Below are 11,988 nucleotides of genomic sequence, written 5' to 3' on the forward strand. Positions count from 1 at the left end.
AAGGCCGCCCCCATGTTCGACAAGATTCTTGTGGCCAACCGGGGCGAGATCGCCCTTCGCGTGATCCGCGCCGCCCGCGAAATGGGAATCCGCTCGGTTGCCGTGCACTCGACCGCCGACGCCGACGCGATGCATGTGCGCATGGCCGACGAAAGCGTCTGCATCGGCCCGCCGCCGGGCTCCGACAGCTACCTGTCGATCCCCTCGATCATCGCCGCCTGCGAGGTCACGGGCGCCCAGGCCATCCACCCGGGCTACGGCTTTCTCTCCGAGAACGCCAATTTCGTGCAGATCGTCGAGGATCACGACCTGACCTTCATCGGCCCCACGGCCGAGCATATCCGGATCATGGGCGACAAGATCACCGCCAAGGACACGATGAAGGATCTCGGCGTACCCTGCGTCCCCGGCTCCGATGGCGGCGTGCCCAATGTCGACGCGGCCCGGAAGCTGTGTGACGAGATCGGCTACCCGGTCATCGTCAAGGCCACCGCCGGCGGCGGCGGGCGCGGCATGAAGGTGGCACAGGATGCCGCCGGGCTCGAACGCGCCTTCCTCACCGCCCGGTCCGAGGCCAAGGCGGCCTTCGGCAATGACGAGGTCTATATCGAGAAATACCTCACCACGCCGCGCCATATCGAGATCCAGGTCTTCGGCGACGGCAAGGGAAAGGCCGTCCACCTGGGCGAGCGCGACTGCTCGCTCCAGCGCCGCCACCAGAAGGTGCTGGAAGAGGCCCCCGGCCCCGCCATTTCCGAGGAAGAGCGCGAGCGCATCGGCAAGATCTGCGCCGACGCGGTGGCGCGCATCAACTACGCCGGTGCCGGCACGATCGAGTTCCTCTACGAGAATGGCGAGTTCTACTTCATCGAGATGAACACCCGCCTGCAGGTCGAACACCCGGTGACCGAGGCGATCTTCGACGTCGACCTCGTGCAGGAACAGATCCGCGTGGCCGAGGGCTACCCGATGTCCTTCACGCAGGAAGACCTCAAGATCAACGGCCACGCCATCGAGGTTCGGATCAACGCCGAGAAACTGCCCGAATTCTCGCCCCGCCCCGGCACCATCACCCAGTTCCACGCCCCCGGCGGGCTGGGCGTGCGGATGGATTCGGCGCTCTATGACGGCTACAAGATCCCGCCCTATTACGACTCGCTCATCGCCAAGCTCATCGTCCACGGCCGCGACCGCCAGTCGGCGCTGGCCCGGCTCAACCGGGCATTGGGCGAACTGATCGTCGACGGGGTCGACACCACCGTGCCGCTCTTCCACGCGCTTCTGCAGGAAGAAGACATCCAGACCGGCGCCTACAACATCCACTGGCTCGAAAAATGGCTGGAAACCAACCTGCGCGGCTGATCCCGCCTTCCGGCCCGGCTTCTTCTGGCCCGCAAATATCCCGGGGAGCGTTGAAATCCTCAAGGATTTCAACGTGGGGCAGCGCCCCCAAATCCACCCGGCTTCGCCCATGAAGGACGAAGCCCCCCTGCTCAGCCCCCAGCTGATCCTCGGCGCCTATGCCTCGGGCATCTTCCCGATGGCCGAATCGCGCGACGACCCGGAAATCTTCTGGGTCGACCCGCGCCGCCGGGGCATCCTGCCGCTCGACGGCTTCCACATCTCGCGCAGCCTAGCCCGCCGCATCCGGCGCGGCGGCTACGACGTGACGCTCAACGCCGATTTCGATGCGGTCGTCTCCGCCTGTGCCGACCGGTCCGAGACCTGGATCAGCGGCGAGATCGCCGGCATCTACGGCACGCTGCACGATCTGGGCCATGCCCATTCACTGGAAATCTGGCAGGAAGGACAGTTGGCCGGCGGCGTCTACGGCGTGGCGCTCGGCGCGGCCTTCTTCGGCGAAAGCATGTTCTCGCGCCGCACCGACGGCTCGAAACTGGCGCTTGCACATCTCACCCATCACCTGCGGACCTGCGGCTTCACCCTCTTCGACACGCAGTTCCTGACCCCGCACCTCGCCACGCTGGGCGCCACCGAGATCTCGCGGGCGCAATACCGCGCGCTGCTGCACGAGGCGCTGGAAATGCCCGTATCGATCACCGACGTCCCCTTCGACCCATCGCCTCAGCCGGTCTTGCAGCGTAGGACCCAGACGTCGTAGCGCGGATGCTCCAGCGCGTTGATCGCCGGGGACGAGGCCACCATCCAGCCGGAAAACACCTCGTCGCCGCTGGCCGTGTCGGTGATCGTCAGGAAGGCGAAGGCGTCGGCCGCCGGATCGCCAACGGGATAGCGGCATTCACCAAGGCTGACCGTCAGCCGGCCATACTCGGTGCTCTGCCCGCTCTGCAGGTCGATGTCGGTGACGTTGGCATTGACCTTGTCGAGCCCGCGCAGCACCACGCCGGTGCCGATATCCACCGCATCCTCCTGCGCCAGGGCAAGACCCGCCACGCAGGCCAGCACAGCCCCCGTTACCACTCGCATCATTCGGCAGAGCCCTCCTCGTCACCGGCCACGAATTTCATCAGCAGGCTGACCAGGCTGACCGAGCTCTGCGTGAACTCGATCTCCGAGCCCGGCTCGAGGAAGAAGGGCGAACCGCCCGGCAGGATCTCGACGTAATTGCCGCCCAGCAGCCCCTCGGACGAGATCGCCACGGCGCTGTCATCGGGCACGTCGATCCCCTCGCGCACGGAAAACCGGGTCGAGGCGCGGAAGGTCTGCGGGTCGAGTTCGATATCCGTGACGCGGCCCACCTTGACGCCCGCCAGCCGCACATCTGTGCCCACGCTGACCCCGTCGGCGCTGCGGAAACTGGCGTTCAGCGCGTATTCCGGCTGCCCGCCGGAAAAGCCGGTCACCTGGCCCGCATAGACCATGAAACCGATCGCCACCGCCAGAACGGCCCCGCCGACCAGGACTTCCGTCGTTTGCTGCGTGGACATGTGCCTGCCTTCTCCCGACCCGTGGCGCCGCCGTTACTCGGGGCTCCACGCCTCGTAATCGCGCCGCTCGACCGGTTCCGGCCGCCGGATCGAACCGGCCGGCGCATAGGCCAGCGCCGTGCCGGTCAGGTTCTCCTCGTGCGGCTTCTCCCACGCCTTGCGCAGCAGCGGCCGCTCGGTCGGCGGTTCCTTGTAGGTGTAGTGCAGCCAGCCATGCCAGGCGGGGCTGACCCGGCTGGCCTCGGCCTCGCCGTTGAAGATCACCCAGCGGCGCTTGTCTTCGCGGTCACGGTAGAATACATTGCCCTGCTCGTCCTCGCCCACCTTCACGCCCTTGCGCGAAGTGTAGATCAGCGTGTTGAGCGTGGCCCCGTTCCACCATGTCACGGCGCGCAGAAGCGTGTTGATAAGGCCCATGAAACCCTCCGGTCATCGCTTCAATCCGTATGGCGCATATGGCGGCAAAGGTCCAGTGCCGGGAAGCGGGCAAAGGCAGGTCACAGTGATTTCCCGGGCTTGCCGACCGGGAATTTTACCCCATCTTAACCGTTCGACGGCAGGCTCCGGGGCATGAACCATGTTGGCACGACACGATCGGCCATGGTATGTTTGTTGAGAAGGTGGAGAAATCCGATGGTACGTGAAGGATTTGGTAACGGCTTTCCCCGCGAGGGGTTCGGCAACGGGTAAGCCACCCGGGGCAATACGCTGTTCGACGCCGTTCTGAAATCCCTGTTCCTGATTGCCGCCGCGGCGTTGCTCGTCGCTGTCATCCTGCTGTTCGCGGCAATCTGCAGCCGGCTGCTGGTCGGCGAATTCTCCGCGCTCCTGGCCCGGATTCCAAGCGAGCCTTCGGAACAGTACAAGACCCTTGTCGCACTCTTCGCCATAGCCGCGTCCACGCTGACGGCCGTGATCGGCATCGCGGTCGCCATCTGGACGTACTGGCGCACCAGTGCCAAGGCGCAATCGGACCGCAGGAAACAGCACACGATCACGATCCTCTTCGAAACCCGGATGTCCGACCATTTCCAGTCGCTCCATCCAGAAAGAGCGGCCTGTTTTCCGGAGTATACCGACATCACGTACAAGCAGTGGCGGCGCGTCAGGGAAACCAGGCGGGGGTCGGCAGATGCCGTCACCAAGCTGTTGAATTATTACGAATTTCTTGCCGTCGGCCTCGATCAGGGTGACCTCGACGAAATGCTGCTGGATCAGACCGTTCGCGGGATCATGTGCAACCTTGTCGACGACGCCAAGTGGCTCATTGCCCGGCTGCGGATGGTTCATCCGCAAATCTACAAGAACCTCGCCGACCTCTACGAAGACTGGCGCGACACGTCAGGAACGGCCCGCGATATCAACGGCAACCCGAACGAACGCGCTATTCCGGACATGAAAGCCTGGCTGGATCAGCACCCAAGGTTTCGTGATGCCGTGCACCGCAAGGCGACGGCCCCGACCTGAGCCGAGACCGTCCCTGTCAGGCCCTCAGCCCGCGCTGGTGCCTTCCTTCTTGGCGTCCGCATAGATCATCAGCGGCGCCGCGTCGGAGGTCACGGCCTCCTCGTTGACGACCACTTCCTCGACATTCTCCATGCCCGGCAGTTCGAACATCGTGTTCAGCAGGATATCCTCGAGGATCGAGCGCAGGCCCCGGGCGCCGGTCTTGCGGGCGATGGCGCGCTTGGCGATGGCCTTCAGCGCGTCATCGGTGAAGGTCAGCTGCGCATCCTCCAGCTCGAACAGGCGCTGGTACTGTTTCACCAGCGCGTTCTTCGGCTCGGTCAGGATGGTGACAAGCGCCTCCTCGTCGAGATCCTCCAGCGTCGCGATCACCGGCAGGCGGCCGACGAACTCCGGGATCAGCCCGAATTTCAACAGGTCTTCCGGCTCGAGATCGGTGAACACCTCGCCGATGCCGCGGGCATCGACCTCGCGCACGTCGGCGCCAAAGCCCATAGCGCTGCCCTTGCCGCGCTGCGAGATGATCTTGTCGAGCCCGGCAAACGCCCCGCCGCAGATGAACAGGATGTTGGTCGTGTCGACCTGCAGGAATTCCTGCTGCGGATGCTTGCGCCCGCCCTGCGGCGGCACCGCGGCGACCGTGCCTTCCATCAGCTTCAGCAGCGCCTGCTGCACCCCCTCGCCCGACACGTCGCGGGTGATCGAGGGATTCTCGCTCTTGCGGGTGATCTTGTCGACCTCGTCGATATAGACGATGCCGCGCTGCGCCCGCTCGACATTGTACTCGCTCGACTGCAGCAGCTTGAGGATGATGTTCTCCACATCCTCGCCCACGTAGCCCGCTTCGGTCAGCGTGGTGGCGTCGGCCATGGTGAAGGGCACATCCAGGATCCGCGCCAGCGTCTGCGCCAGCAGCGTCTTGCCACAGCCGGTCGGGCCGATCAGCAGGATGTTCGACTTCTGCAGCTCGATATCGCTCTTGCCCGAGTTGTTCAGCCGCTTGTAGTGGTTGTGAACCGCCACCGACAGGACGCGCTTGGCCATCGACTGGCCGATCACGTAATCGTCGAGCACATCGCAGATCTCGCGCGGCGTCGGCACGCCCTCGCTGGATTTCAGGCCGGCGCTCTTGGTTTCTTCGCGGATGATGTCCATGCACAGCTCGACACATTCGTCACAGATGAACACGGTCGGCCCGGCAATCAGTTTTCGCACCTCGTGCTGGCTTTTTCCGCAAAAGCTGCAGTACAGGGTGTTCTTGCTGTCGCCGTTGGAATTGTTCGCCATTCGTAACCTTTCGCGCCGTGCCCCGCCGACTTCCGGGTCAGGCCTGACCCATGTATTCCATTCGCTGTTCTGCCAGCTTAAGACAGAGCCCCAGTCACCTCAATGTGAAAAATGGCCCCATCCCTTCGCTGGCCTTCCCGCCGGTCAGGCGCCCTCGTCGGGGTCCTTCACCCGGTTTTCCACGATGTCGTCGATCAGCCCCCAGGCCTTCGCCTCGCTGGGGTCCATGAAGTTGTCACGCTCCAGCGCATCCTCGACCTTCTTCAGCGTCTGGCCGGTATGCTTGACGTAGATCTCGTTCAGCCGCCGCTTCAGCTTCAGCGTTTCCTCGGCATGGATCATGATATCCGTGGCCTGGCCCTGGTAGCCGCCCGAGGGCTGGTGCACCATGATTCGGCTGTTGGGCAGCGAGAACCGCATCCCCTTGGCCCCCGCCGTCAGCAGGAGCGAGCCCATGCTCGCCGCCTGCCCGATGACCAGCGTGCTGACCTTGGGCTTGATGTACTGCATCGTGTCGTAGATCGACAGCCCGCTGGTGACCACGCCACCGGGGCTGTTGATGTACATGCTGATCTCCTTCGACGGGTTCTCCGCCTCGAGGTGCAGAAGCTGCGCCACGATCAGGCTCGACATGCCGTCATGCACCGGGCCGCTGACGAAGATGATCCGCTCCTTCAGGAGGCGCGAGAAGATGTCGTAGGCCCGTTCGCCCCGGCTGGTCTGCTCGACGACCATGGGCACGAGCGTGTTCATGTATACTTCGTATGGGTCTTTCATAATCCGCCTGCCTGCTAGAGTGTCCGATCCTTACAGGATCAGGTGCTAAGAGAGTCTTAGTGGCGAGCCCAAGGGGCTGCAAGTGCCGCCCGGCAAATTCGGATCACGCTCGCGGCACCCGGTCCGTTTCCGGCCCGGTCGAACGGCGGCCGGCCTGTGGCAAATTCGGCCCAATCCCCGCCCTCGCGGCGACATGGCTTTTGCACATCCGCCGGGAAGGCATTAAAAACATCGCAGGGGCTTGGGAGACAGGGGCATGACACTGCCGGTACTCGACACATCGCTCAGCGCCGAGGACAGGGCGCAGATGGCGGAAAACGCGCAGGACGCCGCGAATTTCCTCAAGGCGATCAGCCACGAGGGGCGGCTGATGATCCTGTGCCATCTCGTCACGGGCGAGAAATCGGTGACCGAGCTGGAACGCCTGCTTTCGGCCCGGCAGGCCGCGGTGTCGCAACAGCTCTCCCGCCTGCGGGTCGAGGGGCTGGTCGTGCCCCGCCGCGAGGGCAAGACGATCTATTACAGCCTTGCCGACGACCGGCCCAAGCGCGTGCTCGAAGTGGTCTACGACCTGTTCTGCGCCAAGGGGACACGAACGGGCGGCTGACCGCGCCGCCACTCCCCTCTGGCCCTCGCCGCCGCGATCCGGTTAAACAGGGCGCACCAAAGCCGCCTTACCGGACCCAAGCCATGAAAATCGCCACCTCCGCCTACCCGCTCGACTTCCACGCCAGCTGGGCCGACTACGCCGCCAAGATCGAGGCCTGGGTGGCCGAGGCCGCCGGCCAGGGCGCCGAGCTGCTGCTCTTCCCCGAATACGGCGCGATGGAGCTGGCCACGCTCGCCGGGGCCGAGACCGCCGCCGACCACGAGGGCTGCATGGTCGCCGTCTCCGAGCGGATGGCGGACGCCAACAGCCTCCATTCCGAGCTGGCGGCGAAATACAAGGTGCATATCGTCGGCGCCTCCGCCCCGGTCTACGACCCCGATTTCGGCCCCCGCCCGGTCAACCGCGCCTATGTCTTCACCCCCACCGGCAGCGTCGCCCACCAGGACAAGCAGCTCATGACCCGCTACGAGCGCGAGGCTATGGACGTGATCGGCGGCGGCCCGCTGCACCTCTTCGACACGGCGCTCGGCAGGATCGGCATCCTGATCTGCTACGATTCGGAATTCCCCCTGCTGGGCCGCGCCCTGCACGACGCCGACCTGATCCTCGTGCCCTCCTGCACCGAGGCGCTGGCCGGCTATTCCCGCGTCCGCATCGGCGCCATGGCCCGGGCGCTGGAAACCCAGTGCGTCTCGGCCATGGCCTCGCTCGTGGGCAAGGCCGCGTGGTGCGAACATGTCGACAGCAACACCGGCATGGGCGGCGTCTTCGGCCCGCCCGACACCGGTTTCCCGCCCACCGGCATCCTGGCCGAGGGCAGCCTGAACACCCCCGGCTGGACCTATGCCGAGGTCGACCCGGCCGCCATCGCCCGTGTCCGCGCCGACGGCAACGTGCTGGGCCGCACCCACTGGGCCGAGCAGGACGGGCGCGACACCTATGTCACGGCCGAACGGCTGCGCTGATAAAAGCCTTGAAATAAACGGCGAATGGGATCATGTAAGCAACGTTCCGCGTTCAGGCGGAGCGATCAACAATGGAGACGTCATGGCCAAGGAAGATACGCTCGAATTTCCCGGTGTCGTGAAGGAACTCCTGCCCAATGCGACATTTCGGGTCGAGCTTGAAAATGGCCATGAAATCATCGCACACACGGCAGGGAAGATGCGGAAGAACCGCATCCGTGTTCTGGCTGGCGACAAGGTGCAGGTCGAGATGACCCCCTACGATCTGACCAAGGGTCGGATCAACTACCGCTTCAAGTAAGCGTCTGAAAACCCGATGAAACTCATCCTCGGATCTGGCAGTCCGCGGCGCCTGGAACTATTGGCGCAGCTCGGGCTGTCACCCGACGACATCCGCCCGCCCGAGATCGACGAGACCCCCCGGACGGGCGAATTGCCCCGCCCCTACTGCGTGCGCATTGCGCGGCAGAAAGCCGCGGCCGTCACCGCCGGGCCGGACGACACCGTGCTCTGCGCCGACACCACCGTCGCCGTCGGCCGCCGCATCCTCGGCAAACCCGCCGACGCGGACGAGGCGGCGGATTTCCTCCGCCTGATGTCGGGCCGCCGCCACAAGGTGATCACCGCCGTCGCCGTGAAACGCGGCGAAAAGCTGTGGGAACGCGACGTGGTCACCGCCGTCCGCATGAAGCGCCTCACCGAGGACGAGATCGCGGGCTACCTCTCCACCGGCGACTGGCAGGGCAAGGCGGGCGGCTACGGCATTCAAGGACCGGCCGGCGCCCTCATCCCGTGGATCGAGGGCTCCTTCACCGCCGTCGTGGGCCTCCCGCTGGCCGAGACCGCCAACCTCCTGCGCGCCGCGGGCCACCCGATCTGGAAAGGAACGCCATGAAAGGCACCGTCATCGCCCTCGGCGCCGTGAATGGCCGCGACGCCGCCGCCCTGATCGAGGACGGCCGCCTCACCGACCTGCTGATCGACAGCGACCGCCCCCGCCCCGGCGCCATCTACCGCGCCCGCGCCGACCGCCCGATGAAGGGCCAGGGCGGCATGTTCCTGAACACACCCGACGGCCCCGTCTTCCTGCGCCAGGTCAAGGGCCTCTCGCCGGGCGAGCCGATCCTGGTGCAGGTCACGGGCTATGCCGAACCGGGAAAGGCCGTGCCGGTCTCCTCCAAGCTCCTCTTCAAGAGCCGCTATGCCATCGTCACCCCCGAGGCGCCGGGCCTCAACATCTCGCGCCAGATCCGCGACGACGACATCCGCGACGGCCTGCTCGAAATCGCGCACGAGGAGATGGGCGGCTCCGACATGGGCCTGATCCTGCGCTCCTCCTGCGCCGGCGCCGACCCCGACGCCATCGCCGAGGATATCCGCACCATGGCCGCCATGGCCGAACAGGTCACCGCCGACCGCGCGGGCGAGCCGGAGAAACTCACCGAGGGCGACGGCCCGCACGAGCTCGCCTGGCGCGACTGGGTCATGGAGGCGACCGTCGCCGACACCCCCGGCGCGTTCGAGGATCACGGCGTGCTCGACGCGCTCGACGCGCTGCAATCCCCCCTCGCCCCCCTGCCCGGCGGCGCCTCATTCTACATCGAACCCACCCGCGCGCTGGTGGCGGTCGACGTCAACACCGGCGGCGACACCTCCCCCGCGGCGGGCCTCAAGGCCAACCTGGCGGCGGCGAAAGACCTGCCCCGCCAGCTCCGCCTCCGGGGCCTCGGCGGCCAGATCACCCTCGACCTCGCGCCGATGGGCAAGAAGGACCGCCGCCAGTTCGAAACCACCCTGCGCGCCGCCTTCCGCCACGACGCCACCGAAACCGCCCTCGCCGGCTGGACCCCGCTCGGCCATTACGAGCTCCAGCGCAAGCGCGACCGGGTGCCGCTCTCCGAGGTGCTCTCATGACCTGCCCGATCTGCGCGAAGCCGTCAGACACACGCTACCGTCCCTTCTGCTCGAAACGCTGCGCCGACATCGACCTCGGCAAGTGGATCCGCGGCGATTACGCGGTGCCCTCCGAAGATCCCGAAGACGCCGAACGCGCCCTGGACGAGCTCGACCGCCCCGACGGCAAACCACACTGAAATTGCCGCGAATTCCCTCTGGACACCCTCTCGAACCTCGCCTAGAACGCCTCCACCCGAACGGCCCCGCCGTTCCCCGTGCCCGGGTAGCTCAGAGGTAGAGCAGTGGATTGAAAATCCTCGTGTCGGTGGTTCGATTCCGCCCCCGGGCACCACTTCAAAGCCTTGATAATAAAGAATTTTTCTAACCGATCCGGTCTAGGACCTTCTCCGCGCGCCTGTTCGGGGCTACGTCGGGGCTACACCCCGAAAGACTGAACCGCTTTTGGTTTCCTTGTATGCCGCGCCATGCGCGGCGTCAGGGGACCGCCGGTCCCCCACCTCAACCGGAAAATACTACGCCCTGCGGCGGGCCGTGTCCTCGGCTTCGCCTGCGGGCCGCTCCACCCCTTGCAGGCCTTGATTTTCCAATTGCGGCGGTTCCCCCCCTGCTCTCGGCGAGGGCCAGTCCGGCAAGAGAGACACGCGCGATGCGCGGCTCACTTGCCAGCCCGTCCAATTCTGGAAGGGAGCAAGAGACCGAGGGAGGCCACAAATGGCTAAACAGACATTCGATATCCAACAGCACGTCACGGACTCAATCATCGAAGCGATGGAGGCAGGAACGCCCCCGTGGCGTCAGCCGTGGACAGGGAGCAAGGCCGGGGCAGCGTTCCCCCTGCGGGCCAACGGGGAGGCGTACCGGGGGATCAACACGCTGATGCTTTGGCTGATCGCAGGGAAGGAAGGATACGGATCGCCATTCTGGTTCACATTCAAGCAAGCCAAGGACGCGGGCGGCATGGTCCGCCGTGGGGAGAAATCCGCTTCCGTTGTCTTCTACAACACTATCGAAAGAGAGGACGATGTGACCGGGGAGGAAGTAAAAATCCCCTACATGCGCGGCTATCGGGTTTTCAATGCCGACCAGATCGACGGACTACCCGATGAGTACTATCGCCCCGCCGCAGTGGAGGCCCGCGACCTCGGGACTGAGGCCAACCCCGAGCTTGACGCATACTTTGCAGCGACCGGCGCACAGATCGAGACGACCGAGAAGCCGGAGGCGTACTATCATCCTGCGCGGGATGTAATCCACATGCCGCCGGTCAGAACCTTCCATAATGCAGGCGGTTACTATGCCACCATGGCACATGAAACCGTCCATTGGACCGGACACCAGAGCCGCCTTGACCGCCTGACCAAAGGCCGCGACCGGGAAGCCTACGCGAAGGAAGAACTTGTGGCCGAGATCGGGGCTTGCATGATGTGCCTTTCCCTCGGCCTGCCCCCTGATTTCGGGCAGAGCGGCGCGTATATCGAGGGCTGGCTTAAGGCTCTCAAAGACGACAAACGGTTCATTTTCAGCGCCGCCAGCGCGGCACAGAAGGCCATGGACTACATCACCAACCCAATTCAGCAACGGGAGGCCGCGTGAGCGGCCCCCACTTCACAGGAGAGAACCACATGGACATCAACGAACTTTCAATCGAATGGAGTGCAGAATGCGCAGATACGATCAAAAATGTCATGGCCGGGGGCGGTGATCGAGAATTGCCCCTCGGGGCGCGGATCGAAGCCGTTTTCGAGCAGATCACAGAGGGGATGACTGCCGACCACGAGGATATCATGTATATCGGCATGGAAACGGTGGCAGAGCGGTCGAGCTATCCGCCGGAGGGTCGAAAAATGTACGCGCTCCACGTCGTCTAAACACACTAATGCCCCGCTCAGGCGGGGCTTTCCTATTCGTTGGAACGCTACCCTCAATCGTTTCGATCCGTCGTGACAGAACCCGTGACAACGCAGGCGCGTCGTCACAGAACCCGTCACAGCCGTTCGACCAGCGTTGCGCCGCTGGACCACGCAGAGCATTGAAATGAAAGAGCCGAGGGAGGGGA

At 64.9% G+C, this 11,988-nt stretch carries 16 protein-coding genes and 1 tRNA gene; 12 read left to right on the top strand and 5 right to left on the bottom strand.

Features of this window, described 5'->3' with window-relative positions; translation table 11 throughout:
• Window positions 1-12: 12 nt before the first annotated feature.
• Both accC and aat read left to right on the top strand, forming a co-directional pair.
• A complete protein-coding gene (gene accC / locus ACO07J_RS23255) occupies window positions 13-1,362 on the top strand; it encodes an acetyl-CoA carboxylase biotin carboxylase subunit (protein ID WP_300895795.1) in 1,350 nt (449 codons plus the stop codon).
• Window positions 1,363-1,471: 109 nt separating this feature from the next.
• A complete protein-coding gene (gene aat, locus ACO07J_RS23260; RefSeq protein ID WP_422033501.1) occupies window positions 1,472-2,122 on the top strand; it encodes a leucyl/phenylalanyl-tRNA--protein transferase in 651 nt (216 codons plus the stop codon).
• Here aat and ACO07J_RS23265 read toward each other — a convergent pair.
• Genes ACO07J_RS23265 through ACO07J_RS23275 form a run of 3 tightly spaced genes read right to left on the bottom strand, consistent with a single transcriptional unit; the run spans window position 2,086 to window position 3,326 of the window.
• The gene (locus ACO07J_RS23265) at window positions 2,086-2,451 is read right to left on the bottom strand and encodes a DUF2155 domain-containing protein (protein ID WP_422033503.1); all 366 of its coding nucleotides are present in this window, start codon (window positions 2,449-2,451) and stop codon (window positions 2,086-2,088) included. The genes aat and ACO07J_RS23265 overlap by 37 nt on opposite strands.
• The gene (gene mlaD / locus ACO07J_RS23270) at window positions 2,448-2,909 is read right to left on the bottom strand and encodes an outer membrane lipid asymmetry maintenance protein MlaD (protein ID WP_422033505.1); all 462 of its coding nucleotides are present in this window, start codon (window positions 2,907-2,909) and stop codon (window positions 2,448-2,450) included. The genes ACO07J_RS23265 and mlaD overlap by 4 nt, the downstream gene beginning before the upstream one ends.
• Window positions 2,910-2,942: 33 nt before the next feature.
• On the bottom strand, window positions 2,943-3,326 hold the full coding sequence (locus tag ACO07J_RS23275; RefSeq protein ID WP_422033507.1) for an NADH:ubiquinone oxidoreductase subunit NDUFA12: 384 nt from the start codon (window positions 3,324-3,326) through the stop codon (window positions 2,943-2,945).
• 339 nt (window positions 3,327-3,665) lie between these two features.
• On the opposite strand from ACO07J_RS23275, the gene ACO07J_RS23280 reads away from it, so the two are divergent.
• Window positions 3,666-4,376, top strand: coding sequence for a DUF4760 domain-containing protein (locus ACO07J_RS23280; protein WP_422033509.1), 711 nt, complete (start codon window positions 3,666-3,668; stop codon window positions 4,374-4,376).
• A gap of 24 nt (window positions 4,377-4,400) precedes the next feature.
• Here the strand turns inward: ACO07J_RS23280 and clpX are convergent, their stop codons facing one another.
• On the bottom strand, window positions 4,401-5,663 hold the full coding sequence (clpX, locus tag ACO07J_RS23285) for an ATP-dependent Clp protease ATP-binding subunit ClpX (RefSeq protein ID WP_422033511.1): 1,263 nt from the start codon (window positions 5,661-5,663) through the stop codon (window positions 4,401-4,403).
• A gap of 144 nt (window positions 5,664-5,807) precedes the next feature.
• Window positions 5,808-6,440 (bottom strand): ATP-dependent Clp protease proteolytic subunit, encoded by a 633-nt coding sequence (locus ACO07J_RS23290; protein WP_422033513.1) that lies wholly within the window; start codon window positions 6,438-6,440, stop codon window positions 5,808-5,810.
• Between the two features lie 256 nt (window positions 6,441-6,696).
• On the opposite strand from ACO07J_RS23290, the gene ACO07J_RS23295 reads away from it, so the two are divergent.
• The 9 genes from ACO07J_RS23295 (at window position 6,697) to ACO07J_RS23335 (ending at window position 11,800) form a co-directional block, all read left to right on the top strand.
• Window positions 6,697-7,047: an ArsR/SmtB family transcription factor gene (locus tag ACO07J_RS23295; protein ID WP_422033515.1), complete on the top strand. Its 351-nt coding sequence runs from the start codon at window positions 6,697-6,699 to the stop codon at window positions 7,045-7,047.
• 83 nt (window positions 7,048-7,130) lie between these two features.
• Entirely contained in the window at window positions 7,131-8,015 is an 885-nt protein-coding gene (locus ACO07J_RS23300) for a carbon-nitrogen hydrolase family protein (protein ID WP_422033517.1), read from the top strand.
• 82 nt (window positions 8,016-8,097) lie between these two features.
• Window positions 8,098-8,316 carry a translation initiation factor IF-1 gene (gene infA, locus ACO07J_RS23305; RefSeq protein WP_005978431.1) on the top strand — a complete coding sequence of 73 codons (219 nt, stop codon included), beginning with the start codon at window positions 8,098-8,100 and terminating at the stop codon, window positions 8,314-8,316.
• Between the two features lie 15 nt (window positions 8,317-8,331).
• Window positions 8,332-8,910 (top strand): Maf family protein, encoded by a 579-nt coding sequence (locus tag ACO07J_RS23310; protein WP_422033519.1) that lies wholly within the window; start codon window positions 8,332-8,334, stop codon window positions 8,908-8,910.
• Complete coding sequence (locus ACO07J_RS23315) at window positions 8,907-9,929, top strand: ribonuclease E/G (protein WP_422033521.1); 1,023 nt, start codon at window positions 8,907-8,909, stop codon at window positions 9,927-9,929. Before ACO07J_RS23310 ends, ACO07J_RS23315 begins: the two co-directional genes overlap by 4 nt.
• Window positions 9,926-10,108 carry a DNA gyrase inhibitor YacG gene (locus ACO07J_RS23320; protein ID WP_422033523.1) on the top strand — a complete coding sequence of 61 codons (183 nt, stop codon included), beginning with the start codon at window positions 9,926-9,928 and terminating at the stop codon, window positions 10,106-10,108. The genes ACO07J_RS23315 and ACO07J_RS23320 overlap by 4 nt, the downstream gene beginning before the upstream one ends.
• Window positions 10,109-10,188: 80 nt before the next feature.
• Window positions 10,189-10,263 (top strand) — tRNA-Phe (locus tag ACO07J_RS23325).
• Window positions 10,264-10,643: 380 nt separating this feature from the next.
• Window positions 10,644-11,525, top strand: a complete 882-nt coding sequence (locus ACO07J_RS23330) for an ArdC family protein (protein WP_422033525.1) — start codon at window positions 10,644-10,646, stop codon at window positions 11,523-11,525.
• Between the two features lie 29 nt (window positions 11,526-11,554).
• Window positions 11,555-11,800: a hypothetical protein gene (locus tag ACO07J_RS23335; RefSeq protein WP_422033527.1), complete on the top strand. Its 246-nt coding sequence runs from the start codon at window positions 11,555-11,557 to the stop codon at window positions 11,798-11,800.
• Window positions 11,801-11,988 lie beyond the last annotated feature (188 nt).

It is taken from the genome of Roseovarius sp. (genome assembly GCF_965228755.1).
In the GTDB taxonomy this organism is placed as follows: Bacteria; Pseudomonadota; Alphaproteobacteria; order Rhodobacterales; family Rhodobacteraceae; genus Roseovarius.

Excerpts from the sequence above, each read along its gene's own strand:
- ACO07J_RS23275 (WP_422033507.1), bottom strand. The coding sequence starts at position 3,326 with ATGGGCCTTATCAACACGCTTCTGCGCGCCGTGACATGGTGGAACGGG.
- ACO07J_RS23315 (WP_422033521.1), top strand. The coding sequence starts at position 8,907 with ATGAAAGGCACCGTCATCGCCCTCGGCGCCGTGAATGGCCGCGACGCC.
- ACO07J_RS23265 (WP_422033503.1), bottom strand. The coding sequence starts at position 2,451 with ATGATGCGAGTGGTAACGGGGGCTGTGCTGGCCTGCGTGGCGGGTCTT.
- infA (WP_005978431.1), top strand. The coding sequence starts at position 8,098 with ATGGCCAAGGAAGATACGCTCGAATTTCCCGGTGTCGTGAAGGAACTC.
- clpX (WP_422033511.1), bottom strand. The coding sequence starts at position 5,663 with ATGGCGAACAATTCCAACGGCGACAGCAAGAACACCCTGTACTGCAGC.
- mlaD (WP_422033505.1), bottom strand. The coding sequence starts at position 2,909 with ATGTCCACGCAGCAAACGACGGAAGTCCTGGTCGGCGGGGCCGTTCTG.
- ACO07J_RS23320 (WP_422033523.1), top strand. The coding sequence starts at position 9,926 with ATGACCTGCCCGATCTGCGCGAAGCCGTCAGACACACGCTACCGTCCC.
- aat (WP_422033501.1), top strand. The coding sequence starts at position 1,472 with ATGAAGGACGAAGCCCCCCTGCTCAGCCCCCAGCTGATCCTCGGCGCC.
- ACO07J_RS23310 (WP_422033519.1), top strand. The coding sequence starts at position 8,332 with ATGAAACTCATCCTCGGATCTGGCAGTCCGCGGCGCCTGGAACTATTG.
- ACO07J_RS23335 (WP_422033527.1), top strand. The coding sequence starts at position 11,555 with ATGGACATCAACGAACTTTCAATCGAATGGAGTGCAGAATGCGCAGAT.
- ACO07J_RS23290 (WP_422033513.1), bottom strand. The coding sequence starts at position 6,440 with ATGAAAGACCCATACGAAGTATACATGAACACGCTCGTGCCCATGGTC.
- accC (WP_300895795.1), top strand. The coding sequence starts at position 13 with ATGTTCGACAAGATTCTTGTGGCCAACCGGGGCGAGATCGCCCTTCGC.
- ACO07J_RS23330 (WP_422033525.1), top strand. The coding sequence starts at position 10,644 with ATGGCTAAACAGACATTCGATATCCAACAGCACGTCACGGACTCAATC.
- ACO07J_RS23295 (WP_422033515.1), top strand. The coding sequence starts at position 6,697 with ATGACACTGCCGGTACTCGACACATCGCTCAGCGCCGAGGACAGGGCG.
- ACO07J_RS23300 (WP_422033517.1), top strand. The coding sequence starts at position 7,131 with ATGAAAATCGCCACCTCCGCCTACCCGCTCGACTTCCACGCCAGCTGG.